Source organism: Mesotoga sp. H07pep.5.4, assembly GCF_003664935.1.
In the GTDB taxonomy this organism is placed as follows: Bacteria; Thermotogota; Thermotogae; order Petrotogales; family Kosmotogaceae; genus Mesotoga; species Mesotoga prima.
Window position 1 is genome coordinate 59,310 of the sequence record NZ_JFHM01000002.1, and the last position, 24,415, is coordinate 83,724.

Below are 24,415 nucleotides of genomic sequence, written 5' to 3' on the forward strand. Positions count from 1 at the left end.
GCATCCAAGAGCCAGTTTGCTAACGCAGGCGAGTCAGGCTCCACCTGGCGAGACTCGCCTTTTCGTGAGCGCAGTGAACGTCTCGACAACGCACTTTCTCGGTTGCTATATTCGGCGAACGGGTCCTTGCTCTTGAACGGTCAACGGATAACGACCATTACAGCAATCAGCGGTTTCCCGCTTTTAAGCGCACAGCGGTTCTTATGCTTGCAACTTGAAACTGACAACTTGCAACCGCTCTACACAGGAATGAATTCACAGGATCGGGCAACAATGCAAAAAAATGAAGTCCCGAAGGATCTTAAGCCGGCGCGACCGGTGATGGCGAAAGTGCAAGGAAAGATAATACTCTTTTGTAGAAACGTTTTTGCATAAAGTAATTGCGAAGAAGACCATTTTCATTTGAAGTGTCGCTTGGTAACAAGGCTAGCTTCTTACTTATGGAGGATGTCTGTAATGTTATAATGAACGCATCAAGAAGTTTTTAAAAAGCGATTACTTTATCTGAAAATGCCGTCAGGATGTTAAGGGGTAGTGGTATTGATGGGAAAAATAACAAAATCAACCATTGCTGCAGGATTAGCATCGATAGTTCTCTTACTTTCTGGATGCCCTCTTTTACCCCCGCCAAATAACGCTCCGACACTTGAACCTGAAAAAACATCTATCATTATCAACGAAGGTCAGGATATTTTATTGGCAGGTAAGGTCAGTGATGATAATAGCGGTTTAGACCAAATTCTTTTAGAGGTTAGTTCGGATAGATTCGCTTTCAGTTCTATCGAAAAGACACTGCCGGATAACTTCAGTATTAAAGGCTCGCCAATCAATAAAAACTATTACGGTTCAGCGTACATGGATATTTCTGCAACTGACCATAATGGCGCACGTATCACATTTAGGGTACCAGTTACCGTCAAAGACACACCTGACCTTGTGGTCACAGATTGGCCAACATCTATTGAGGTTGATAAAGGCCAAGCATTTCAGCTTACATTTAAGCTAACAGATGATTATTCTGATTGGTACAACGGAATCACCAAGAGTTTTGTTTGTGACAAGTACAATCTCGCATTTGAAGCGATTAACGCAACGGATGGAAGGCTTACATTCACACCAAAAGATCCTGGGTATGTAGGAACAACCGATTTTGGGATGACCATTTCTGATGATGAAGGAAATACTACCAACAAAACGCTGGAGATAATAGTAAACGATGTTGTTAACCCAAATAATCCGCCAGAGATCTCTGGACCCGCGTCGCTAATTATTAATGAAGGCCTGCAGGCAGTGGTTGATTTCAATATAACAGATGACAACACTGAGTTTACAGAGTTGCTGATTGAGGCAATGTCAGAACAGTACAATGTTTCGCTTGAAAGAATAGCACCAAATACAGTAAAGGTTACAGGCACACCAAAGGACAGGAACTATTACGGCAGTGCAGGCATGACCGTTGAGGCAACCGATCTTGAAGGGGGTTTGGCAACTTATACCTTGCCTATTACCGTCAAAGACACACCTGACCTTGTGGTCACAGATTGGCCAACCTCTATTGAGGCTGATAAAGGCCAAGCATTTCAGCTTACATTTAAGCTAACAGATGATTATTCTGATTGGTACAACGGAATCACCAAGAGTTTTGTTTGTGACAAGTACAATCTCGCATTTGAAGCGATTAACGCAACGGATGGAAGGCTTACATTCACACCAAAAGATCCTGGGTATGTAGGAACAACCGATTTTGGGATGACCATTTCTGATGATGAAGGAAATACTACCAACAAAACGCTGGAGATTATCGTAAACGATGTTGTTAACCCAAATAATCCGCCAGAGATCTCTGGACCCGCGTCGCTAATTATTAATGAAGGCCTGCAGGCAGTGGTTGATTTCAATATAACAGATGACAACACTGAGTTTACAGAGTTGCTGATTGAGGCAATGTCAGAACAGTACAATGTTTCGCTTGAAAGAATAGCACCAAATACAGTAAAGGTTACAGGCACACCAAAGGACAGGAACTATTACGGCAGTGCAGGCATGACCGTTGAGGCAACCGATCTTGAAGGGGGTTTGGCAACTTATGCCCTGCCTATTACCGTCAAAGACACACCTGATCTTGTGGTTACAGATTGGCCAACATCTATTGAGGTTGATAAAGGCCAAGCATTTCAGCTTACATTTAAGCTAACAGATGATTATTCTGATTGGTACAACGGAATCACCAAGAGTTTTGTTTGTGATAAATACAATGTCGCATTTGAAGCGATTAACGCAACGGATGGAAGGCTTACATTCACACCTAAAGACCCAGCGTACGTAGGAACAGCTGGCTTAGAGATGACTGTCTCTGATGATGAGGGAAATACCACTACAAGATCGTTGGAGATAATAGTAAACGATGTTGTTAATCCAAATAATCCGCCAGAGATCTCTGGACCCGCGTCGCTAATTATTAATGAAGGCCTGCAGGCAGTGGTTGATTTCACTATAACAGATGACAATACTGAGTTTACAGAGTTGCTAATTGAAGCAATGTCAACGCAGTACAATGTTTCGCTTGAAAGAATAGCACCAAATACAGTAAAGGTTACAGGCACACCAAAGGACAGGAACTATTACGGCAGTGCAGGCATGACCGTTAAGGCAACCGATCTTGAAGGGGGTTTGGCAACTTATGCCCTGCCTATTACCGTCAAAGACACGCCAGATCTTGTGGTCACAGATTGGCCAACCTCTATTGAGGTTGATAAAGGCCAAGCATTTCAGCTTACATTTAAGCTAACAGATGATTATTCGGATTGGTACAACGGGATCGCCAAGAGTTTTGTTTGCGATAAATACAATATCGCATTTGAGGCGATTAGCGCAACGGATGGAAGGCTTACATTCACACCTAAAGACCCGGCGTATGTGGGAACAACTGGCCTAGAGATGACTGTTTCGGATGATGAAGGAAATACCACTACAAGATCATTAGAAATCATAGTAAACGATGTTGCCAATTCCAAGCCGGCAATTGAAATACCTGATTTTACCATTAAGGAAGGGGAGAATAAGGATGTTACGGTAAAGATTGCGGATGAAGACCCGCTTTCACAGCTGGAGGTTGCGGTTTCTTCAGATAGATACAACGTTTCATACCAAAAGGTAAATGATACTGATCTTTTGATTACGTTTACTAGGCTAAATGAGGATTATAACGGTCCTGCAGGCATCACAGTTCAGGCAACGGACACGCAAAACCTGGGAGAAAAGGTTACCAAGACTTTCCAGGTTACGCCTATGACTGACTTAGAGTTAAAGGTCTCAGGTCAAACCCTTAACGTAAGTGGTGGGATAGTTGTAGGAAGCCAAATTAGCAACCAATCCAATGTGAGTGTCAAGGTTTACCAAAGGGATGTTAACTGGATGGAAAAGGAAGAGTATGGTGATCTTTACCATTATAGAATCGGAATTGATTCCGCGTTAGGTGAACTGCTTTTTCAAGGGACTACGAACTCTCAAGGCAGTATTAAATTTCAGGTGGACCCAAAGGCGTATGATGAGGCGTTATTGTATGTGGTGCTTAGCAAATCAGGCTTTTTAGACAAAACAAGGCATTTCTTTGCAGATACAGATTTGGGAAGCACTTCGTTGATTCTATCGCAAGACAATCCTTTAATCAACGAGTGGTTATACTACAGTTTGTGTAATAATGGATATCAACCCATGGATGGAGGGGTTTATATCCCAAAAGGCAATGTCACATGGAGACATCAGATTTTCCCAAGCTTTCCCAGGCCAAACGTAGTGGTTGTTAAAGGCGATAATGAATATGTCGCGCAAAATGTTTTGGACGCAATCCCTGAAGCTGTTGAACATGTATTTGGACCAGGATATAGCATATCTTATAGCAGCGAATTAGGCACACCACAAGAAAACACTATATACGTAGAATTTTGGGATTATCAAATAGGACAAGTGTGGATTAGCACATTGCCTGTTTCCAACCTGATGAAACTTGGAGGAATCAACGTCGGCAGAGAATACCCATTAGAAGAACAAATTTTTTCTTCACTTATCCATGAGTTTGGTCATTTACTATTTATCAACGCACACAAGGAAAACATGGATAGTCACTATAGACAGGATAGCAATTTTTCTACATACCCCTATCTATCAGGGTTAGATAAAGCAGTTCAACAACTTGTTCTTGCAGTCGGCAATATGCTACCTGGCGATAAATATGTTTACGAAGGAAGTTCGTTAAAACAGCTAAGCTTCTCAGTCTTAAAAGGCGATAAGGTTTATTATCTGCAATACGAGTAGCCTAGAAAAAATCATTGTGGGTTCTGCAGCAGGGGGAAGTAGCGGGTAAACAAAAGAAACCTCAGATACACCCAAAGGTCAAGCCCAAAAGCCCAAAAAGGTGCGACGACATTCATCAGTTCGAGTATTACAAGTATAATGATTAGGACAACCGCACTCAGTACACTTTGGCACCAAGATAAGATCCTCACACTTATAACCAATCTTAGTTGCACTGCATTCACCTAAAATTGTTCCATCGGTACACCTCTCTACTTGCGTTAAAATAGTTTCAGATATATCGGTCGGCTCTGATGCCTCATCATCTTCTAGCATAGAACAGGGTCAGACTTCGTTTTTCATGCCAAACTAGAAATTGAAGGCAAACATCTGTGAGGCAATTCTTAAACACTAGAAGAAAACAAAAACGGAGCCTATTTCCTGCTCCGCCCACGGGGACACCCCATGCAAAAATGTTATACCACCATGGTTTACTTGAGTTCCATTCTAAGTATATCGTCAAAAGCGAGATGCTGAAACGAGCATGACGAAATTAAGAGGGGCCCGGAGTCTGGGGTCTGGAGTCTAGCAAGAGTGAGATCCCGTATAGGAGCATTACGGGATGACAGCTCTTCCAAAAAGAGTTGTTGTAAGCATCCAAGAGCCAGTCTGCTAACGCAGGCGAGTCAGGCTCCACCTGGCGAGACTCGCCTTTTCGTGAGCGCAGTGAACGTCTCGACAACGCACTTTCTCGGTTGCTATTTTCGGCGAACGGGTTCTTGCTCTTGAACGGTCAACGGATAACGACCATTACAGCGCTCAGCGGTTTCCCGCTTTTAAACGCAAAGCGGTTCTTATGCTTGCAACCTGGAACTGACAACTTGTAACTGCGCTTCGAAGGACGAGTCCATGATTTGTGACGAAGGTCTAAGAACCGGAATGAATGTCGCCGACCGCCAGGAGTTTCGTGGGAGCACCATCAATCAGCGTTCGAGATCATGTCGCCGTAGGCTGCAAGAACGGCCTGCTCCATGCGTGCGATTTCCTCGTCTGAAAGAAAGTCAAAGTGACTCTTGCGTTTTTGTGTTGAAAGTCTGCCATTATTCTGCAGGCAGAAGCGGATGAAGAGGTCTATCAACCGGTCGGGCATATCAACGATTTCCTGGATGGCTTTCTTTGTTTCATCGTAATTGGCTAGAAACGCCAATTCTTGGGTTAGTTCGACCTCAATGGTCTGATCGATGAACTTGAAGAGAGCCTCCACCTGGGGCGTCATATCGATATAGCGGTACCACTTGGCAGTATCGTTATGAACGGTCATGCGGCCATCTTCATCGAGCGAGTATTCCACCAGGGCCATAATATGCCGTGAGAACGCTTCAAGAGAGGCGTCATAGTCTGCAGAATTCTTGAGCATCGATGCCGATACGGGGAACATGACGCCTTTGGGAGTGAAGCCCCGGCGGGCAAGGATGTTGTGGATCAGAAAACGGTGGATTCGACCATTGCCGTCTTGGAAAGGGTGCAAAAAAACGAACCCGTAGGAGATAACGGCGGCGTGAACCACGGGCGACACATCGCTAGCGTCCATGCGCTTATGGGCAGTTATTAGACCCTCCATCATGTCAGCCAGGTCCTCAGGCTTTGGACATATAAAATGTATCCTTTCCTTTTGCCAGGCGATTGTTTCTCCGACGTAGTTTTGGCTCGTCCGGTAATCGTAATCGCGAAATCGTTGATCGACAATGCGATTCTGAAGTTCGATCAAGCGCGGTTTTTCACAAAAGTCTTCCTGCTCAGCCAGCTGAAGTAACGCCACAAATCGCTCGGTTCTGGTCGATGTGGGCTTAATATTTTCGATCTCAAAAGAGGATTTTGTCTCCTTGGTGTACAGATAGCCGAGCGCTCTCCTGAGCAACTCCGGGGAATAGCCAGCCACTGCCCTGCGGCATCTACCGGTAAGATCGGCTGTTTCAAAGCTTCGAAGGGTTTCAGTTCGTCGAACCGTTGGGCAAAAGCGTGGGTCACCCAGTAGATTGTCGTTGATTCGCTGGCGACGAATCTGGCGGGCCGGGCTGACCGTGTAGTATTCTTCCGGTTCAAGCAGATTAATGTAGTTACCCTGCTTCAAGTCATCGAGCGGAAGCGCTCTTCCGGTAAGAAACTCATAAAGATACCACAGCCGCCTGGCATATTTGCCGGTTGGTCTTGAGCGTACATACTCGAGAAAGTCTTCCTCTGCAACTACCTCAAAGAGGCTGGCGAGTATGGCGAGGTTCGTCCCGTCATATTTGAGCGCAAATTCAAGATGATCACCAAGTGTATCCCCCGGCCAGTACTTAGAAGTATATACCTCCTCGATTATGCCCTCGTTCGAGTCGATCCGGCGGATTCCACTCGTGGTCACTAGTGACCTGTGCCAATTTGGAATAACATCCAAGTCATATCGCTCTATAAGTGCCGCGTACCCCGCGAGTCCTTCAGTCGATCTATCCCGATCGATTTCAGCCATAGCTTCCTCCGGAAAAACGATTACAATCCAAGAATTACTGTTATATTTTAGCACAAGTCAAGAAAAATAATTACGGATGAACCTCCAGGCACTTACTAAACTGCGGGAAAAACAATTACAAGACAAGAAAATCATTTACAAAAGCCTTTTGTGCAGGAAATATCGTTACGCCAGATTCGTTTAGGTTCTTGCCGGAATAATCGGGACTGCTTCTTCCCATATTCACAATGTTCACTCCCATGCTCATCGTCAATCCCGAACCAGCCTTTATGAGTGCTGGACTGGAGCGATGATATAGAGAGATTAGCCAGGCTTATGAATCGAAAAGCAAATTCTCGAGACGGCAGTTTTCACAAGTGAATATTCATTCCTTTAAGATGGAAAAACTGCTATATTGATCATATGAGCGCGTTGCTCTACCTGCCGTATATTTCCTTAGTCTTCACGTACTTACTTTAGGTGCGAAGCCTCACTTATGAAGGTGGGGTAATGAAGAAAGCGATACTTCTTACATTCTGCGTTATATTTCTGGCAACTCCTATGCTGGCAAGAGATGGGGAATTTATGCTGGTAGAGAAGGGCAGCTTCACGATGGGAGACACCTGGGGCAACGGATACGAAAATGAAAAACCGACTCACGAGGTGACATTCACTTACGGCTTCTATATAGGAAAGTATGAGACCACATTCAACGAGTATGACGCCTTCTGCGAGGCCGCAGGCAAAAGCAGCCCAGACGATGAGAATTGGGGAAGGGGAGAGTGTAATGAACGTTAACTGGAACGATGCTGTGGAATACTGCAACTGGCTGAGCTAAATGGAGAATCTCCCGAAGGCATACGACGAAAACGGTAGTTTTCTAGACAAAGATGGGATAAAAACTACAGATCCTTCCACGGTTGTCGGCTATAGGCTGCCGACGGAGGCCGAATGGGAATACGCTGCCCGTGGTGGGAAGGTAAGCAAGGGGTTCAGGTATTCGGGAAACAGCAACGCAGATGAGGCCGCCTGGTACTCATACAATTCTTCAGTTGAGCTTCTTCAAGGCCCGCTTAGCGGGAAGATAACTTGAAAGCTATTACAAAAAACAACTGCAGATCACACTAGGTCGGCACAAGAGCCCCCAACGAGCTCGGACTCTATGATATGTCTGGAAATGCATGGGAGCTTTGTTCAGACTGGTATTCTGAGTATTCCGATTCCGAGCAGACGAATCCGTATAATGACGGTGGTTCTTTCATGGTGTTTCGTGGTGGCAGTTGGTTTGACACCGAGAACGCCGTTCTAGTAGCTATTCGGAGCAGAAACGTGCGTACTTTCAGATACTATTATTTGGGTTTTCGGGTTTGCAGGACGGCGTTCTGAGTTTGCTCTCTTGACGATTTTTCAGTTAAGGACAGCTGAGGCAGATAAACCTAGGGTAGAGGCTGGCGAAACCTGTCCCCTTTTTTGTGGAGATCGTAATATTGAACTAGACCTCTCAGATAAGTTTGCTCGATGGTTTATGAGTGAGTCAAAGCGAAACCTGGAAGTTGACACTGGTCAGATACTCAAACTATCATATAATCGAATTCATGCGCATTCAGGATATACGAGTTCCTCTTGTGCGGATCGTTGCAGTAATATCCTAAGAGTTTCGTGAGATATCGTTTGGTCAGATCAAGAAATACGTTATGATTATCAGGAGTCGTTCAATAATATGAAAGTGTTCTTTATCTCCGATACACATTTTGACCACAAGAACATAATCGCCTATACCAGTCGACCCTTTCCCGATGTGGAAACCATGAATCAGAAACTAATAGACCGTTGGAACGAGACAGTCGTGGAGGACGATCTTGTGTATCTTCTCGGTGATTTTTGTATGAGACCAAAACAGAATGCCAAGAGATTTCGTAGGCTTCTGAACGGTTCAATCATACTGATAAAGGGTAATCATGATGGAAAGGCTGCGATTTACCTTGAAGCCGGATTTCTTGAGGTTCACAAGAGGCTTGTCATTGAACATCCCGAACGAAATGATGTCAAGATTCTTCTTACTCATAGAGCTCAGCCCAATCCAGGAGCAGATATAGCCCTGAACATTCACGGACACATCCATGACTCCATATTGTCAGGCGCGAACTATACAGGAAGGTACTTCAACGTTTCCGTAGAAAACATTGGATACAGACCTGTTGAGTTAAGAAAATTGCTGGAACTAGCAGGTATCTGAGGGTTTGGTCAGATGCTGGAGCCGAAAAGCCGGCTGCATTGCAAGAAATTCGCGGACAGAGCGGAATCACAATAGTATTTCAAATACTGCTATTTAGTAAGTGATATACTGATTTATCCTTGCCGGTTTGTTTGTGAAGCAAGAAGGAACAGCTGGAGACGGATAGAGCCTGTTACGCTTCCAGCAGTGTGTCTTGCAACTTGGCACACTGGAACTTGCAACTGATCCTTCGCCTTCGTTCTTTACTGAATCATTCTTAACGTTACGGTGATTGTGCAGTGGGACGCCGATTTGCCCGCCTAAAACTCAACACGCTCAGTAGTACCAATCGATGTTTGCAGGATTGGGTTCGTCTACAATCGAAATTTCCCAAAGTGCCGCAAGCATGCGTTCACACTCCTCAGAGGCGCGTAGCTCAAGACGTTCCCAGGGGGCCTCTGTTCCCAGTTCATCGTAAGCGATCGCCAGAGCCCCATAGAGAGCGAGCCCTATACAGTGCCTCGCAGCATGAATAGTCGATACGCTTTGAGCAATCGCTCTCGCCGCTATGTGAGCAACGTGATTTCCTTCGGTCTCTCTTGCAGCCTCATGGCACAGAAGTATTTTCTTTTTCGCCTGCTGCAATTTGATTTTGCCGTTTAGCCATTGTCTCGCGGAATCCAGCGCAAATTTTGGACGTAAGTCGTCCGGGCAATACTTCAACCACAGAGGCAGAATAACTCTCTCAGAGTAATCGACCGCCCAGTTTACGAGCGTTGTCTTGCTCTGAGTTTCGATTTGTCTCATGAGCAACTGAATATACGGAGCACTCAAGTCGTTGAGCATCTTTCGCAATCTCGGCATACTCTTCCTCCATCAGTGATGTTCGTTATTTTTATAGCACCATTCTGCGGTCTCTGCAATAAGCCCCGGAGGCATCGGCTTGCCGTATTGAAACTGAATCGCGCCCTTGCTTCTACTAAACTCTGTCAACCGGTCGGCAAAATGCGCAACGGCTTTGTCACCGGGATAGAGCCCGATGTGGTTCTCAATGGCCGCGAAGCGGATTATGTTGCGCTTTTTCCAGTAAGTGGGAATTTTCCGCGAGATTCTATCCACGGAGTCCGCGAGCGTCGCGCAGAGCGTATCCCTCACCTTATGAAGGAATGGACGAACGCTTTCGGGTTGGGCTTCAATATAGGAGTCAATCGTTTTAAGGGGCTCGCCGCAAGAATGCTTCTGATTCTCTTTCTCAAATTCACGACCACATTTTGGGCACTGCCGCACAGGAACTCACTACTCCCTTTCCCTTACCGTGAGTTTAACGCAGTCACCGGGCTTCTTTCCGATTCTAGACCTAATATCCTTCCTTATGCCGATAACGTAGCAAATGGTACCCTCGGAATTCTTCGTGCCCATTTTGCAAGGCTTCCGTCGCGCGGCTCACCATCAAAAGTGGCGTAGACTTTAACCCTTCCCGTACAGAATTCCCCCTGATATCACATGGGAATTCGATATATGCTCCATCAATGTCGGGGACCTTACGAATAATCGCTTCGAACTCATTGAGTTTTCGGCTAATAATCAACGCCCTCCCACAGAAAAAAGCTTTCAACAGTTTCATTGTGGCGTCCATAAACAAGAACATTATTCCATGACTCTTATCACAGAGCGTCTCAATCCGGTTTGTTGCAAGTGTCTTTGTAATTCTACGCTGAAACCTCGGGAGGTTGAGTCTAGTGATCAAACCGGTAATAACGAGAATAACCAAACTGAACTCCGTATAGATAATACACGGTTGCTCTTCCGCTGAAAAGAATCCATAGGCCTCTATAGAAGTTAAACTAAATTGCTTCAGGAAGAATGATAACTCCAAGTCGCGGCTCTTCGAAAAAAGAAACCGGCAATCTAGATTCGATTCCCGGACTTTAGGAACCACAATTTGCAACCAGTTTTGTTTGATCTAACGGTGAACTTGAGCTGCCTGAGCGGCAGGAAAATCTCGCTTCTGACCGGACTCTCACCGATCCATTCATCCCAGGCCAAGCATTACTTTACTAGTCAAATGCAACGTAGCATCCCTTTCCTTTCATGCAGCCGTCGATTGTGGGTTCATTTCCGACAGGCAGAAAACGGTTGTAAGTCCCTCAACATCCTGTCCATGCAGTGATCAGAAACTTTCGGCCAGTTTCTTCAGGCCGTCTTCGGAAGGACTGTAACTGAAGACTCGTACCTCAACGTTTCTGCGGTGCATGGCCTTGCCGAACTCCCTTATCCGAAGGATTTCATAGTCAATCTCCCCGCTTTTCATCCCTTTGTCTCCGATGAGAATGACTACAATACGAAGGATTTCTTACATCAGTTTATCTGCAGAACAAAACATCTACTGGCTCGCAGTTATACAAGTGTTTCTGATAGTTTTTCGATAGTGTTTAGATCAAAAGATTAAGTGATATGATTGAACAAAACTTATGAAGTTCAGCAAAGCAATGGGAGGTGTAACATGAGAGGATTCGATGAGCTCAGGTATATCCGCCCTACTCTAGTCATTTTCGTTTTTGCTGTTACCGGTGTTCTGATGCTGCTTCCATATCATATCTTTCAGAATGAAGCTATAGATTACACACAGAAGATTTACTCAGGAATTTTCGAGACATCTGTTGAGAATCTAGCATCTGCTCTTAGCGTAGGTTATTTTCAGTGGAGCGCAATGTACAATGCGGTTTCTTCTGGAGATGAAGAGTTTGTTGAAGGGATGCTCCAAGAAATACAGCAAGATTTTCCGGGAGTAAGGTCTGCCAGACTAATAGAAAGACCGCCCAATGTACCGCTTGAAAATCAATACGAGCTATCTAACATTGATCAAGAGCTTTACCTCTACTTCAACATCTATGACAGCCTTATGGAAAATGAGGTCTCTGACCGGGTCGTGATTGCGAGTATCGACAAAGATGCTTTACTCTCGGAGATGCACTTGGATGAGAGAGTAAGCTTAACTTCCGGAGGATCAAAGTCTTTTGCGTATGGGCTTAGGGCTGAAGTAGAAGGATATGACCTCACGAAGTGGCTCATATTCCACTCTTTGACGGCCGGAATACTCGGTGTCTTGTTTATGATGGAAGTGCTGGCGCTCGGACTTTCCAGATACTACGAGATGCACGGCCTACAGGAGATCATGTATTTGTGGGAGCTTGAGGACTCTTATACGGCTTTTCATTCTAAGAATGTGTCGAAGATAGCCGGACTTCTCGGAAAGAAACTCGGATTAAGCAGGAAGAAGATCCAGCAAATCGTTAACGGAGCTAAACTTCACGACATAGGGAAGATCGGGATTTCACAGAAGATATTGAGAAAGAGAGGACCGCTCGATGAGATCGAAAGAGAGGTCATTCAAGGACATCCAGCCCACGGAAAAGAAGTCCTTGAGCACTTCAAGTATCTTCAGCAGTTTATTCCGTGTGTCTACATGCATCACGAGAGGGAAGACGGCTCTGGATATCCTCAGGGTCTGAAGGGAGACCAAATCCCGCTAGAGGCTAAGATACTGGCCGTGGCAGATGTCTTCGAAGCCCTCACGGCGAACAGGTCTTACAGAGACGCTTACTCCTTTACCCAGGCTGTTGAAATGATGACTGAAATGCCCCTTGATCAAGATATAGTATCCGAACTGATAAGTATTCTTCCGGAACTCGAGAACGAGCTTTGCGGGAGGAATCCGCGTAAGTGCGGGATCATTAGAAGTCAAAGTTGATTTTCTGGATAGCCTCATCAAACAAGTCTGTGACGCAAGCAACTCATACACTCTTCTGCTTCTGGTCGGAGCGATATGATGGGCGTTGATTTCGTTGTGCGGGTTTTCTGTCTAGAAGGCTTAGCAGATCGACACTTTCTGAAGATTGACTCAATACAAAGGAGAAGCATAGAATAATAGACAGGGGTGGTGAAAATCACAGTTTCAAGCGTTATCCCGATTTTGGTCGTAGGGCTTGTTATCACGGTAATAGCCATATTCGTTCGTGGTTTTACGATAGTCATGGACAATATCTAGATGCCGGAGCCATTCTCCAAATTTGGATTTCTTTCGCAGTGATGGACTGTAAAAAAACTTTCGATGATGCACTTTCTTGTCTCCATCGCTTCTTCATTTGAAGGAAATTGGCAGTATAGTATTGATTGTGATTTTCTGGTGAAGAACATGAGTCATACCTTCTGCAAATACATTCCTGCAGAAACAAAAGCCCATGAAGACCCGTCCCCCCATCTTACTCGAATAGTCCTCAGGATGAGAAATAGAGTACATAGGCTCTCATTGGCAACTCTTCAGCAACAGTAAGTGAATACATCTACAGTCTATATTTCGCGAAGTCACTTCTCATTATGCAGGGAAATCTAAAACGGGTTGGTTATTTTCAGCTCAGTGCATCGCCATGAGAGCAAAAATCGGATGTTTAGTGAAAACTGCTGATCACAGCCACTGGCAATTCTAAAAGCCTTAGAGCTAATGAAACAGTGGTCTTGGATCGCCGAAAAACTCGCCCAAAAACAAACAAGCCTCCCAACGGGAGGCTAGATTCATTGATCTGAGCGCTTCATACACGCACGTAGGCCCTAAATGCTTGGTGGCGGCGGTCAGAATCGAACTGACGACTCTGCGGGTATGAACCGCATGCTCTAGCCAGCTGAGCTACACCGCCTAATAATGGTAGCGGGGACAGGATTTGAACCTGTGACCTTTGGGTTATGAGCCCAACGAGCTACCAGACTGCTCCACCCCGCACCGAGTATCTATCTGCTCACAATATTCTATATATTAATGACCTGCTTTCTTTGCTTCCATGGTGCCGGGGATGGGAATCGAACCCACACGGAGCCCTCGCTCCAACGGATTTTAAGTCCGTTGCGTCTGCCAGTTCCGCCACCCCGGCAACCGTACACTATGATAACACCGGCACATTTCCTTGTCAACCGGAGCTAGAGCTCGACTGTCTGAAGATTCGATGGTATCTGAATCTCAAACTCATACTGGAGTTCTTCGGCAAGGTTTTCCAGCGCGGCTTCATCACCGTGGACGTAGATCAGTTTCTCCGGCTGAAGTCTTCTGGGAAGATCCAGCAGCTCCTGGTAGTCTGCGTGACCGGAGAAATTGAAGATATCTATGTTCTTTGTGCCGATCTCGATCGAATCGTCTCCCATTTGAATTCGCTCATCGCCGTTCTTATTTGCCTGTAGGATTTTGTATCCGTCGGATTCGGGACTCTGGTAGCCCATGAAGAAGATCGCGTCTTTGCTGTTCGGCAGCATCTGTTTCGCGAATATATACGATAGTGTATCCTCGACAAGCATCCCGGCTGAGAAGACAAATAGAGCGGGCTCTCTCGACAAGAGGAGCCTCTCGATGCTCTTTGGAGCCACAGTAACGTTATTTTGAAAGTTCTTGATAAACCACTTTCTGTCCTTTTCACTTATACTCTCGTAGTTGCTCATGTAAAGACTGCTGAGGGAGGCCACCATTCCATTCGTGTATATCGGGACTGAGGGGATCTTTTTCTTTTCCATGAGCATGAGGAGCATATAGATTGCTTCCTGGCCCCTACCGAGAGCGAACACAGGCATGAGAATACGGCCACCGTTTTCCAGAACGCGTTTCACGGATTTGCTCAGGCGCTCTATTTCGCTGTATCTTGTCAGAAGCTGATTTTCTTTCGCGCCGTATGTTCCCTCGGATATGAGTGTCTCGACCTTTTTGGGAAGCTGGGCAGGTGGGATGGTGAGCTGCTGAGAAAGAGAAATATCTCCTGAATACAGTATCCGCCTTCCTCTGTGTTCAAGAAAGATCGAGGCGGCGCCCATAACGTGGCCTGCAGGGTACAGGGCAACATCTACCACATCGTCTATTGAGTATCTCTGAAAGTACTCCACGGGATATATTCTTCTCTTCAGCTCGTTCACTTCACTGTGGTTGTAGAGTATCGGCTCGACCCCGTCTTTGGCGTTTTTCTTCTTCATGACTTCGACTGAGTTCTGGAGAATTCTGAGTGCCAGACCTTTGTTTTCCTGTGCCATGAGGATCGGGGCATTTGGCCATCTTTGAGAAATATACGGAAGAGAAGAGAGATGGTCGTAGTGGGAGTGAGAGATCATTATCACATCTAGATCGTTTATCTTGTCAATTTCCGGTAGCGACTCGTAACCTTCCTTTACTGGGTGTCTTCCTGCGTCAATGAGGATGTTCTTACCGTCCAGACTAAGGAGATAGGAGTTTGCGCCTATCTCGCGGCCGCCACCTAGCGGCGTAAGTGTCATTAAATTTCCTCCTTCTTATCACAATTCTAACAAAAACCAGAGGAATTAACTTTAACTCTGTTCTGATACAATTGCTTTGTCGAAAAGGGGTGATCTCATGGAACAAGATTGGACTGTTGTTCTAGACATAGCTTATCTCTCTGTACTTATGGGCGTTGCCTCCGTTTTGAAAAGAATCATCACTCCTCTCAGTAAGATTCTTATTCCAAACGCTGTCATTGCCGGGTTTCTTGGGATTCTGCTTGGTCCGGAAGTGCTGAAGGTAATTCCCTTCTCTTACGATAGGTTGGGAAACCTCGTCTACCATCTCATGGCGATAGGGTTTATTGCCATCGCGTTGAAAAAGACACGGCGGTCAAGCACAAAGTCATCCGTCAACACTGGCTTCCTGATCAGCATGTCTTACGCTCTCCAGGGCATGGTAGGTTTCGTTGTTGGTATTGCGCTTGTTGGGCTGTTCTTCAAGGATCTCTTCCCGCCCTTCGGGCTGCTCCTTGCCCTTGGTTTCGCCCAGGGGCCTGGTCAGGCCTATTCCCTCGGAAGTCAGTGGGAGGCTCTTGGCTTTACAGGTGGAGGAGCCGTTGGTCTCAGTGTCTCTACGCTGGGATTTCTCTGGGCCGCCTTTGGCGGAATAGTAATGCTTAACACAATGGTCTACAGAAAGAGACAGATCGGTATCCAGATCGAGAAACCGACCGTCAAGAAGAGAATCGAGGCGACCATAAGGGACTTCGAATTCTCGGATATAGATGGTTTCACGATTCAGATTTTGGCTGTTGGAATAGTGTATCTAGTCACCTACCTTTTCCTGAAGTGGTTCACGGGTTTGATTGGCGGATTGGGAACCTTCGGTGAAACATTCGCGCAGGTTCTCTGGGGTTTCCATTTCGTGATAGGCGTTCTTTTTGCAATGGCGTTCAGAGCATTATATGAAAAAGTCAGGAAATCAGAAAAGTATGAAATTGAATACATGAACGACTTCCTTCTCCAGCGGATCGGCGGAGGAGTCTTCGACTTCATGGTTGCGGCCTCGATCGCCGGAATTTCCTTCACGGTGATTCAGGAGTACATATGGCCGATAATTATCCTCACAACCATAGGAGGCTTCTTCACCGCAGGCTACACAATCTGGTTCGGCAAAAGAATCTACGAAAAGGCCCCGCTGGAGCACATCGTAACCTTTTTTGGAATGCACACAGGGACACTCTCTACGGGAATGGCCTTGTTGAGAGAAGTCGATCCCACATTCGAAAGTGGAACAGCAGAAGACATGGTCTTCGGAAGCGGGTTGGCATTGTTCCTCGGGATTCCGATGCTCATACTGCTCAATATTCCAATACTGGGTTACAGAATGGAGCAGCCAATATACTATTTGTACTTCATTCTGGGACTTGCCGCTTATATAGGGGCTATGTACTTCTTCTGGTTCAGAAAGGCGAAGATAAGAGGCAAAGAAAAGAAGAGTTAGCCGAGCAAGGACCGCTGAGAAGCACCGTTCTCCGCCAACGGTTCTCCGTTCTCTGAAATTGACAAAAGCGGATCCCGAAACAAGTTCGGGATGACAGTCCTTTTCGTCATTCTGGCATGATTCTGGCCAGAATTTGGTTCGTTAAACTATTGAAGAGGACGATCTCTACCCTTGGGAAGATTGATCATTATTGATAGCGGGCCTGCCGCCGCACGCCCCTACATCCGTTTGGATCAAATTTATTCGCACATGCAACTCACAACTTGGAACTGATCCTTTGTTCTTTCCAACCACCTAGCCGCTACCACCGACCACGGTTTCTCATAAGCCCAGATCCCGAAACAAGTTCGGGATGACAGTCCTTCCCGTCATTCTGGCATGCTTCTGGCCAGAATTTGGTTCGTTCAACTATTGAAGAGGACGATCTTTATCCTTGGGAAGACTGATCATTATTGATAGCGGGCGTGCCGCCGCACGCCCCTACATCCGTTTGGATCAAATTTATTCGCACATGCAACTCACAACTTGTAACTGATCCTTTGTTCTTTCCAACCCCCTAGCCGCTACCACCGACCACGTCTTCAAAAACCAGATCCCGAAACAAGTTCGGGATGACAGTCCTTCCCGTCATTCTGGCATGCTTCTGGCCAGAATCTCTAGGTTCGTTCAACTATTGAAGAGGACGATCTCTATCCTTGGGAAGATTGATCCTTAATAGCGGGCGTGCCGCCGCACGCCCCTACATCCGTTTGGATCGAATTTATTCGCACACTGCAACTCACAACTTGGAACTGATCCTTTGTTCTTTCCAACCCCCTAGCCGCTACCCCCGATCACGGTTTCTCATAAGCCCGGATCCCAAAACAAGTTCTGGATGACAATGTTAGGCAATTACGAAATTGTCAAATTCCGTCTGGAGTAGCACTGATAATCATTGGTGGGCAATGACTTCTGTTTACCAAACCCAGAGCCAAGACGCTGGACTTGCGCTCCCCTTTTTGTTCTTGCAACTAATCCTCTGTTTTTCTCTCGGTTGAGTTCAGACCTTTGAGGCTCATTTTAATTTAGCGATTCTATCAGTTTCTTATTGCATTTTCAGAGAGAATTCTTATTAGAAATGAGTTTCTTGCTTCTATTCGACCTAGAATGGTTTTAATCGGTCAACATCGATTCTAGTTCGAATTGGTTTTTAGAGCTTGTTAATTATAGAATTAAATGGTTACATAAGTAAGTTACATATGTAACTTAATACAAAAAGGGAGGTTATTACATGCGAAAATCTACGCTACTGGTATTCATGATGCTGGTTGTACTGGCTTTCACAGGAGTATCCCAGGTAATCAATATCTGGATTGGCGGACAAGTTGCTGAGCTCGATGAGACCTGGGAAATGATTGTGGGGAAGTTCGAAGAGGAAACAGGGCTTAAGGTAGAGGTTCAACTGTTCGGCTTTGACATTTACTACGACAAACTTCTAACGGCACTACAGGCAGGTCAGGGCCCTGATCTTGCGTTCGCCGACCTAGGTGGATGGGTTCCAACATTTGCAGAGAAGGGCTGGTTAGAACCAATGGGCGCTCTTCTTGACTCCTGGGACGGAACTGAGCAAATCTGGCCGAATCTGTGGCCGACGGTTCTGCACAACGGCGAAAGATACGGTCTTCCGTGGTATACAGATTGCCGACTTCTTCTTTACAATCAGACGATGTTCGATCAGGCCGGACTTGACAGGAACGATCCACCGGCAACATGGGAAGAACTGGTCTATCAGGCTATGAAGCTTACAGATGCTAGCAAAAGAGTGTTCGGTTACGGAGTCAGCGGTACCAAGACTGAGCACACAACTCTCGCTTACATAATCTTCCTTTACGGCGCTGGTGGTCAGCTTTTGACGGATGACTACTCGGCAGCGGCCTTTAACACTCCTGAGGGCCTCAGAGCTCTCAAGTTCTATACCGATCTAGCGCTGACTTATGCCGTAAGCCCCAACGCAGTTACATATAACGAAGATGACTACAGAAACATGATGGCTCAGAACAGAGTTGCAATGGCGGTTGGTGGGCCTTGGTCTTTCCCGCTCATTGAAACAGCAAATCCCGATATAGTTGGAAACTACAGCGTTTCTCTTCATCCTTATGGAGCAACACCCGCAAGTGTTCTCGGTGGTTGGGCACTGGTTATCCCATCTGCAAGTAAAAACAAGGATAATGCATGGGAACTCGCGAAGTACCTGACAAGCTATGAAACCTGGATGACCTGGATCGAAGCTAAAGGCGGGCCAATGCCTTCCAGACGGGACGTTTGTTTTGATGCACCAGTTCTTCAGGACCCAAAGTGGAAGGTCATTTTTGAGACTTTCCCACACGCAGTCTCAAGACCTCCAATTCCCGAATATCCTCAGGTTTCTGAGCAGATTCAAATCATGATTCAGGACGTTCTTCTTGGAAAAGCAACACCTGAAGAAGCAATTAAAACTGCTGAGGCAAATGTAAACGCTATACTGGCTAAGTGATAAACTTTCCATGGGGCGGGCAAGAGCCCGCCCTTTCATTACTCCCTGATGAAAGGGTTGAAAACAGATGAGTAAACTTGCAAGAGAAGAGAAGACAGCCTTCAAAATGGTACTGCCCTATCTTTTGATAATAGTCTTGCTCTTCGTTTATCTTATAGGCTCTAATATCTACAGCAGTTTCACAACTGAAGAGGGTGCCTTCACACTTCAGAACTACTCAAGTGTGTTCACCGATCCTGTTGTCGGTAGATCGATGATTAACACCGTTGTCTGGGTAATAGGAAGTGTACTTGGACAGTTGCTTCTCGGCTTGCTCGTCGCTCTGCTTCTAAATGAATCGACAAAAGGGCAGATAATATTCAGGAGCATCATTCTCATACTTCCCTGGGCAACGCTGGACATTGTTGCCGGAGTGATGTGGAAGTGGATGTACAACGATATGTATGGAGTGCTCAATGATGTTCTGGTCAAAATGAACATAATAAATGATTACATACCCTGGCTCGCTACTGAAAATATGGCTATGATCTCGGTAATAATTGCAAACATATGGAAAGGCTTTTGCCTTTCTGGAATGTTTTTCCTGGCAGGGCTTCAGACAATACCACCCGATCTTTATGAAGCTGCAGAAATCGACGGCGCCAACTCTATCAGAAGATTCTGGAGGATTACTATTCCTCAGCTCAAGCCGGTCATTATGACAACACTTATGCTTACTGTGATCTGGACGATCAACTACTTCCCGCTGATCTACATCATGACGGGAGGCGGACCGGGATACGGTACAGAGACTGTAGTTACCTATATCTACAAACTTGGATTCAGGTTCCTGGAGTTCAACAAAGCAGCCGCACTTTCAAATATTCTGTTCGTTGCAATATTCGCTATCGCATTTGTCTTCCTGAGAAGCATTGCAAAGGAGGAAGCGAGATGAAGAGAAGCACAAAGAAAAAGGTCAAGAAGTCAATTACCTATTCTTTGCTAATATTCCTATCAGTGGTGATAGCCTTCCCCTTTGTGTGGCTTATCCTGACTGCGATAAAAACCTATCCGGATATCTATGCCTATCCAATAAAATATTTCATTTTCGAACCAACGAGAGAGCACTTTGACAAGATAGCCGACATGAATTTCTGGTCTTACTTCAAGAACAGTGTAATCGTAGGGACTGGGACAATGTTCTTCTCCATACTTATTGGATTGTTTCCCGCCTATGCGTTTGCCAGATATGAGTTCAGATTCAAGAGGCCTCTTCTTACAGGAGTTATGGTATTTCAAATGCTTCCTGTCGTAGTGTTCCTTCTACCGATTTTTAAGACGCTCAACAATATTGGAATTCTCAATACATATTTTGGCTTGATCCTATCTTACTTGCCATTCACAACGCCAATTTCTATTATGTTCATGAGAACCTTCTTCTTATCAATACCGAAATCGCTGGAAGAAGCTGCGCGAATAGACGGCTGTACCTTTGGCCAGGCGTTCAGAAAGGTTATTCTGCCAATCACGCTTCCAGGGATAGCAGCCGTAGGTGTCTACGCCTTCTTGTTTTCATGGAGTGAACTCATGTATTCGATGTCTATTCTGACATCAAAGGCAAAACAGACAATCCCGACGTTCCTTCAGCTTTTCGTGGGTCAGTATCAGACTAGGTGGGGTCCGCTCTTTGCTGGATCGATACTGGCGACGATTCCGCCGCTCATAATATTCATGATCTTGCAGAAGTTCTTTATAGCGGGACTGGTAAGCGGATCTGTGAAGGAGTAAGAGATGATTAGCGATGAACTGCTTTTCGAGGTTGCGACCGATTACTATGTGAAAGGAATGCTCCAGAAGGATATTGCTAATAAGTACGGCGTTTCCAGAGTACAGATTAGCAAATATCTCAAGATGGCGCAAGAAAGAGGAATCGTTCATATTGAAGTTGAGCAGCCATCGGTAAAGACATCCATTAGAAGGGAATACGAGGATTTCTTCAGGGAGAGATATGGTCTGAAGAAGATGTTCATCGCAAGAGGTGCGAGGAACGAAAAGACTGTCTTGAAGGCTTTGTCTAGAGAGGTTCATAAATATCTGAGAACTTTGCCTGAAAAGCCTATGAATATCGGGCTTGGATGGGGCAACACAATCTTTACCGTAGCGGAATCGATTGAGAGACTTGAAAGACCGGACTGGCAACTTATACCTTTATCAGGGGGTACCGCAAGACTCGCCGACAAAAGGTTTAACATCAACCACATTGTCCAGAATTTCGCCACTCGGCTATCGGGAAAAGCCGTTCCAATGTATTTGCCCTTCATATTCGAAAACGCCCGCCAGCTGGAGAATACAAAGCAATCCCTTGAGTACATGAACATCCAGAAACTCTGGAACTCACTGGATATTATCATCTGTAGTGTCGGATACTCCATCGCGCGATCACCCCTATTCAGAGAGAATTTGCTCGAAGTGAGCTATGCGGACGAGCTCGAGAAGAACAATGTGGTAGGAGACGTATTGACCCATTACTTCGATATAAACGGCAAAAGATTTGAGAAGAGCATCCTCGACAAGTGTATTAACCTTAGCTTCGAGCAATATATGAATGCAGGCGAAAGAGTCATTGTAGCTGCTGGCCACCACAAAGTGGATGGTCTGGTGGGAATGCTTAGAGGTGGCTTTGCGGATGTTCTTATAACAGATGAGTTCACAGCAAAGTTTGTGAAAGAATACATAGTTTACGATGAAGGAGGACAATAACATCGATACTTGTATCCTTAATTTAAATCCTTGTTATGATCACTGGGTTATTCTCAAGAATCCTACAAAGATCCCGAACGTGGTGCGCGGAGACAAAGTAGTAACACTCGTGGACGGTAAGGGACTCAACATTGCGAGAGTACTATCCAAGGTTCTCGGGCACAGTGAGTATTTCTGCATAAACATACTAGGCGGACAGGTTGGATCGATAATTGAAAAAGAGTGTGATCGTCTGGGAATAGTGACAGAAAACTTCTGGATAGAAGACTCAAACAGGATTAACACTGCCCTTGTTTACGAGTACGAAAACAAAATACTTATGATAAACGAACCTGGACCTCTCATGAAGCCGGTCGAAATAGAGAGTTTTATGGAGTTCTTCAAAGGTCATGTTAGACCGGGTATGAACCTTGTAATTTCCGGGAGTGCCCCGAGAGGGTTCGAGAACGGCTCACTTCTTCAACTTGTGAGAATTGCCAGAGAGGCCGGTTGCAGTCTTAAAGTGGACATTGCCGGTTCCTGGCTGTCTAAGATCGTGACGGTTTCACCGGAACTCTTAAAAATCAACGCGGATGAGCTGAAGGTAGCCTTTGGAATCAATAAAGACGATTTCAAGTCGATGGATGATTTCAGAAGGGAATATTCGATAAGGGATCTCATAATCACGAATGGAAAAATGGGCAGTGTGTGGCTCTCGGAAAGCGAAAAGCTCCACGCGAGATCGATGAAAGTCTTTTCTGACTTTTCGGTTGGATCGGGAGACTCTTTCTTTGCCGGGCTCATATACGGTCAAGAGGCGAAGATGTCGAAGAGAGAGGCGCTGAAGATCGCGACCGCTTGTGGCGCCGCGAATACCATGCACTATGGAGCCGCGATTTTCGAATACTCTGATGTAGAAAAGGTAATCGGCGACGTAGTTGTTACGGAAGTGGTATTATGAATGTCTTTCTCGGGATAGACATTGGAACGACGAACATCAAGTGCCTGGTTCTTGGAGAAGATGGGAGGATCCTTGAAGTGATACATTCGTCGACTCCGAAGAATAAAGAGAGAGGAGTCGAGTTTCTAGATCTAGAACTCACCAGGTCATACGTCGAGAGTATAATCGGAAAGGTCGGTGCCCTTCATTCTCTTGCTGCCATAGCTTTTTCCAGCTTTGGAGAGACGGTTATCCCTGTTAGGCAGAGAAAAGCACTGTCAAAATCCGTGATGTGGTATGACAGATCGACGTATCCCTTATGGGAAAGTCATAGAGAATCGGTTGACAATCTCGCTCCTTACAGAATAACGGGGGTGGAAAATAGTTACACCTTCTCGCTCTACAAGATACTCCTTCAGAAGGAACTCTTCAGGCCAGAAGGTGTGGAGAACTGGCTACCAGTGTCTTCATATCTTGCTTACTCGCTGGGAGGCGTACCTGCCTGGGATATGAGCCAGGCATGCAGATCCTTCATGGTCAACATACACTCTCGCAGATGGAACTCGCAACTGATAAAGTACATCGGAGAAAGCGAAGAAACGATGGGCGAACTCAGATACACTGGTGAACCAGTTGGTCACACTAAATCCGGAATTCCTCTTATTAGCGCAGGCCACGATCACATCACAGGGCTTTACGCGGCACAGGCATTTGCGCGTGGAAAGGAATTTCTCTTTGATTCAATGGGTTCGGCCTCCGTAATTGCCGCCGTTGTTTCCGGTACCGCCGAATCTCTGGATTTTGCCGGCCCATTTATGCCGGGGGGAACGGTAGGAATAGCATACGAGGATCATCAGTACTACATCGAAAGCAATGTTAGATACTACGGAAAACTACTCCAATCCCTAATGGACCTAACCCAGACCGATGCCACGAAGGAAGGATACGAGAGACTAAATAATGAAATTGAGAAACTTGGCCAGCTGAACTCAAGACCGCTCTTCCTTGTGAATGGCGATCTCGTTGTTGGGGAAGGTTTGCAGGGAATAACACTTCTTGAAATGCCTATTCCTTTGAACAAGGAGCAACTGATGCAATCTGCTTACATATACCTTTCCTCGATCAGCAAGCGAATCGTGGATAACATTGAGAAGATTACAAGAAAAGAGCTACCAATCATCAGCGGAGGAGGAGGAAGCCTCAATAGCCTGCTGATGAAATACAAGGCTTCACTCCTCGGAAAAGAGATCTGGGTTCTGCCTACAAGCGAATTGACCGCTCTTGGTGGAGCTTTTGCAGCGGCTCACGGCGTTGGAGCCGATGAGGTTATTGAAAAATGCGTAAACCTTCTTGAACCGGAAGAGATTCACCCGGACGAGCATCTGGTTGAGCCGCTGAAAGAGATCTATGAGAAGAACGCGAAAGAATATCTGGCAATAGAAAGAAACAAAAAGTTAGACATTCAGGAGGGATAA

General features: G+C 45.7%; 17 protein-coding genes, 3 tRNA genes and 2 pseudogenes. 13 read left to right on the forward strand and 9 right to left on the reverse strand.

From position 1 onward, the window contains the following. Positions 1-540 precede the first annotated feature (540 nt). Positions 541-4,314 carry a hypothetical protein gene (locus Y696_RS00985; RefSeq protein ID WP_121509599.1) on the forward strand — a complete coding sequence of 1,258 codons (3,774 nt, stop codon included), beginning with the start codon at positions 541-543 and terminating at the stop codon, positions 4,312-4,314. 958 nt (positions 4,315-5,272) lie between these two features. On the opposite strand, the gene Y696_RS00990 is transcribed toward Y696_RS00985, so the two are convergent. Then, entirely contained in the window at positions 5,273-6,805 is a 1,533-nt protein-coding gene (locus Y696_RS00990; protein WP_183084167.1) for a Fic family protein, read from the reverse strand. A 489-nt stretch (positions 6,806-7,294) separates the two neighbouring features. Between Y696_RS00990 and Y696_RS14445 the strand changes: the two genes are divergently transcribed. The 4 genes and pseudogenes from Y696_RS14445 to Y696_RS01010 all read left to right on the forward strand — a co-directional run bounded on the left by Y696_RS14445 (position 7,295) and on the right by Y696_RS01010 (position 9,020). Next, positions 7,295-7,582 (forward strand): SUMF1/EgtB/PvdO family nonheme iron enzyme, encoded by a 288-nt coding sequence (locus tag Y696_RS14445; RefSeq protein ID WP_147431763.1) that lies wholly within the window; start codon positions 7,295-7,297, stop codon positions 7,580-7,582. 40 nt (positions 7,583-7,622) lie between these two features. Then, positions 7,623-7,877, forward strand: coding sequence for an SUMF1/EgtB/PvdO family nonheme iron enzyme (locus Y696_RS14450; protein ID WP_121509600.1), 255 nt, complete (start codon positions 7,623-7,625; stop codon positions 7,875-7,877). 47 nt (positions 7,878-7,924) lie between these two features. Next, positions 7,925-8,170 (forward strand): annotated as a pseudogene (locus Y696_RS01005) (formylglycine-generating enzyme family protein); the annotation flags it as partial. A gap of 334 nt (positions 8,171-8,504) precedes the next feature. Continuing rightward, complete coding sequence (locus tag Y696_RS01010) at positions 8,505-9,020, forward strand: metallophosphoesterase family protein (RefSeq protein WP_121509602.1); 516 nt, start codon at positions 8,505-8,507, stop codon at positions 9,018-9,020. Between the two features lie 315 nt (positions 9,021-9,335). Here the strand turns inward: Y696_RS01010 and Y696_RS01015 are convergent, their stop codons facing one another. The 4 genes and pseudogenes from Y696_RS01015 to Y696_RS14225 form a co-directional block, all read right to left on the reverse strand. Then, positions 9,336-9,863, reverse strand: coding sequence for a putative immunity protein (locus Y696_RS01015; RefSeq protein WP_121509603.1), 528 nt, complete (start codon positions 9,861-9,863; stop codon positions 9,336-9,338). 12 nt (positions 9,864-9,875) lie between these two features. Next, positions 9,876-10,286, reverse strand: coding sequence for an iron chaperone (locus Y696_RS14455; RefSeq protein WP_121509604.1), 411 nt, complete (start codon positions 10,284-10,286; stop codon positions 9,876-9,878). 9 nt (positions 10,287-10,295) lie between these two features. Further along, positions 10,296-10,623, reverse strand: a pseudogene (locus tag Y696_RS14460) (DUF1905 domain-containing protein). A 546-nt stretch (positions 10,624-11,169) separates the two neighbouring features. After that, positions 11,170-11,310, reverse strand: coding sequence for a hypothetical protein (locus Y696_RS14225; RefSeq protein WP_259459819.1), 141 nt, complete (start codon positions 11,308-11,310; stop codon positions 11,170-11,172). Between the two features lie 192 nt (positions 11,311-11,502). On the opposite strand from Y696_RS14225, the gene Y696_RS01035 reads away from it, so the two are divergent. Beyond that, positions 11,503-12,750: an HD-GYP domain-containing protein gene (locus tag Y696_RS01035; RefSeq protein WP_121509605.1), complete on the forward strand. Its 1,248-nt coding sequence runs from the start codon at positions 11,503-11,505 to the stop codon at positions 12,748-12,750. A gap of 866 nt (positions 12,751-13,616) precedes the next feature. On the opposite strand, the gene Y696_RS01040 is transcribed toward Y696_RS01035, so the two are convergent. The 4 genes from Y696_RS01040 to Y696_RS01055 form a co-directional block, all read right to left on the reverse strand. Next, positions 13,617-13,693: transfer RNA gene (locus tag Y696_RS01040), tRNA-Met, on the reverse strand. 6 nt (positions 13,694-13,699) lie between these two features. Beyond that, a tRNA-Met gene (locus tag Y696_RS01045) sits at positions 13,700-13,776 on the reverse strand. A 59-nt stretch (positions 13,777-13,835) separates the two neighbouring features. After that, positions 13,836-13,924: transfer RNA gene (locus Y696_RS01050), tRNA-Leu, on the reverse strand. A 46-nt stretch (positions 13,925-13,970) separates the two neighbouring features. Further along, positions 13,971-15,302 (reverse strand): MBL fold metallo-hydrolase, encoded by a 1,332-nt coding sequence (locus Y696_RS01055; protein ID WP_006490345.1) that lies wholly within the window; start codon positions 15,300-15,302, stop codon positions 13,971-13,973. 97 nt (positions 15,303-15,399) lie between these two features. On the opposite strand from Y696_RS01055, the gene Y696_RS01060 reads away from it, so the two are divergent. From Y696_RS01060 to Y696_RS01090, 7 genes are all read left to right on the forward strand, one after another. Then, positions 15,400-16,770, forward strand: coding sequence for a hypothetical protein (locus Y696_RS01060; RefSeq protein WP_006490347.1), 1,371 nt, complete (start codon positions 15,400-15,402; stop codon positions 16,768-16,770). Between the two features lie 1,270 nt (positions 16,771-18,040). Then, complete coding sequence (locus Y696_RS01065; protein ID WP_121509606.1) at positions 18,041-19,282, forward strand: sugar ABC transporter substrate-binding protein; 1,242 nt, start codon at positions 18,041-18,043, stop codon at positions 19,280-19,282. A gap of 67 nt (positions 19,283-19,349) precedes the next feature. Beyond that, entirely contained in the window at positions 19,350-20,216 is an 867-nt protein-coding gene (locus Y696_RS01070; protein ID WP_014730056.1) for a carbohydrate ABC transporter permease, read from the forward strand. After that, a complete protein-coding gene (locus Y696_RS01075) occupies positions 20,213-21,049 on the forward strand; it encodes a carbohydrate ABC transporter permease (protein ID WP_014730057.1) in 837 nt (278 codons plus the stop codon). Before Y696_RS01070 ends, Y696_RS01075 begins: the two co-directional genes overlap by 4 nt. A 3-nt stretch (positions 21,050-21,052) precedes the next feature. Next, entirely contained in the window at positions 21,053-22,021 is a 969-nt protein-coding gene (locus Y696_RS01080; RefSeq protein ID WP_014730058.1) for a sugar-binding transcriptional regulator, read from the forward strand. Beyond that, positions 22,005-22,961, forward strand: a complete 957-nt coding sequence (locus Y696_RS01085) for a 1-phosphofructokinase family hexose kinase (RefSeq protein WP_121509607.1) — start codon at positions 22,005-22,007, stop codon at positions 22,959-22,961. Before Y696_RS01080 ends, Y696_RS01085 begins: the two co-directional genes overlap by 17 nt. Then, on the forward strand, positions 22,958-24,415 hold the full coding sequence (locus Y696_RS01090; RefSeq protein ID WP_121509608.1) for an L-fuculokinase: 1,458 nt from the start codon (positions 22,958-22,960) through the stop codon (positions 24,413-24,415). The genes Y696_RS01085 and Y696_RS01090 overlap by 4 nt, the downstream gene beginning before the upstream one ends.

Coding starts and splice junctions, on each gene's coding strand:
- Y696_RS01060 (WP_006490347.1), top strand. CDS start 15,400: ATGGAACAAGATTGGACTGTTGTTCTAGACATAGCTTATCTCTCTGTA.
- Y696_RS01065 (WP_121509606.1), top strand. CDS start 18,041: ATGCGAAAATCTACGCTACTGGTATTCATGATGCTGGTTGTACTGGCT.
- Y696_RS00990 (WP_183084167.1), bottom strand. CDS start 6,805: ATGGCTGAAATCGATCGGGATAGATCGACTGAAGGACTCGCGGGGTAC.
- Y696_RS01070 (WP_014730056.1), top strand. CDS start 19,350: ATGAGTAAACTTGCAAGAGAAGAGAAGACAGCCTTCAAAATGGTACTG.
- Y696_RS01010 (WP_121509602.1), top strand. CDS start 8,505: ATGAAAGTGTTCTTTATCTCCGATACACATTTTGACCACAAGAACATA.
- Y696_RS01075 (WP_014730057.1), top strand. CDS start 20,213: ATGAAGAGAAGCACAAAGAAAAAGGTCAAGAAGTCAATTACCTATTCT.
- Y696_RS14225 (WP_259459819.1), bottom strand. CDS start 11,310: ATGAAAAGCGGGGAGATTGACTATGAAATCCTTCGGATAAGGGAGTTC.
- Y696_RS01090 (WP_121509608.1), top strand. CDS start 22,958: ATGAATGTCTTTCTCGGGATAGACATTGGAACGACGAACATCAAGTGC.
- Y696_RS01015 (WP_121509603.1), bottom strand. CDS start 9,863: ATGCCGAGATTGCGAAAGATGCTCAACGACTTGAGTGCTCCGTATATT.
- Y696_RS01055 (WP_006490345.1), bottom strand. CDS start 15,302: ATGACACTTACGCCGCTAGGTGGCGGCCGCGAGATAGGCGCAAACTCC.
- Y696_RS14450 (WP_121509600.1), top strand. CDS start 7,623: ATGGAGAATCTCCCGAAGGCATACGACGAAAACGGTAGTTTTCTAGAC.
- Y696_RS14445 (WP_147431763.1), top strand. CDS start 7,295: ATGAAGAAAGCGATACTTCTTACATTCTGCGTTATATTTCTGGCAACT.
- Y696_RS01035 (WP_121509605.1), top strand. CDS start 11,503: ATGAGAGGATTCGATGAGCTCAGGTATATCCGCCCTACTCTAGTCATT.
- Y696_RS01085 (WP_121509607.1), top strand. CDS start 22,005: ATGAAGGAGGACAATAACATCGATACTTGTATCCTTAATTTAAATCCT.
- Y696_RS01080 (WP_014730058.1), top strand. CDS start 21,053: ATGATTAGCGATGAACTGCTTTTCGAGGTTGCGACCGATTACTATGTG.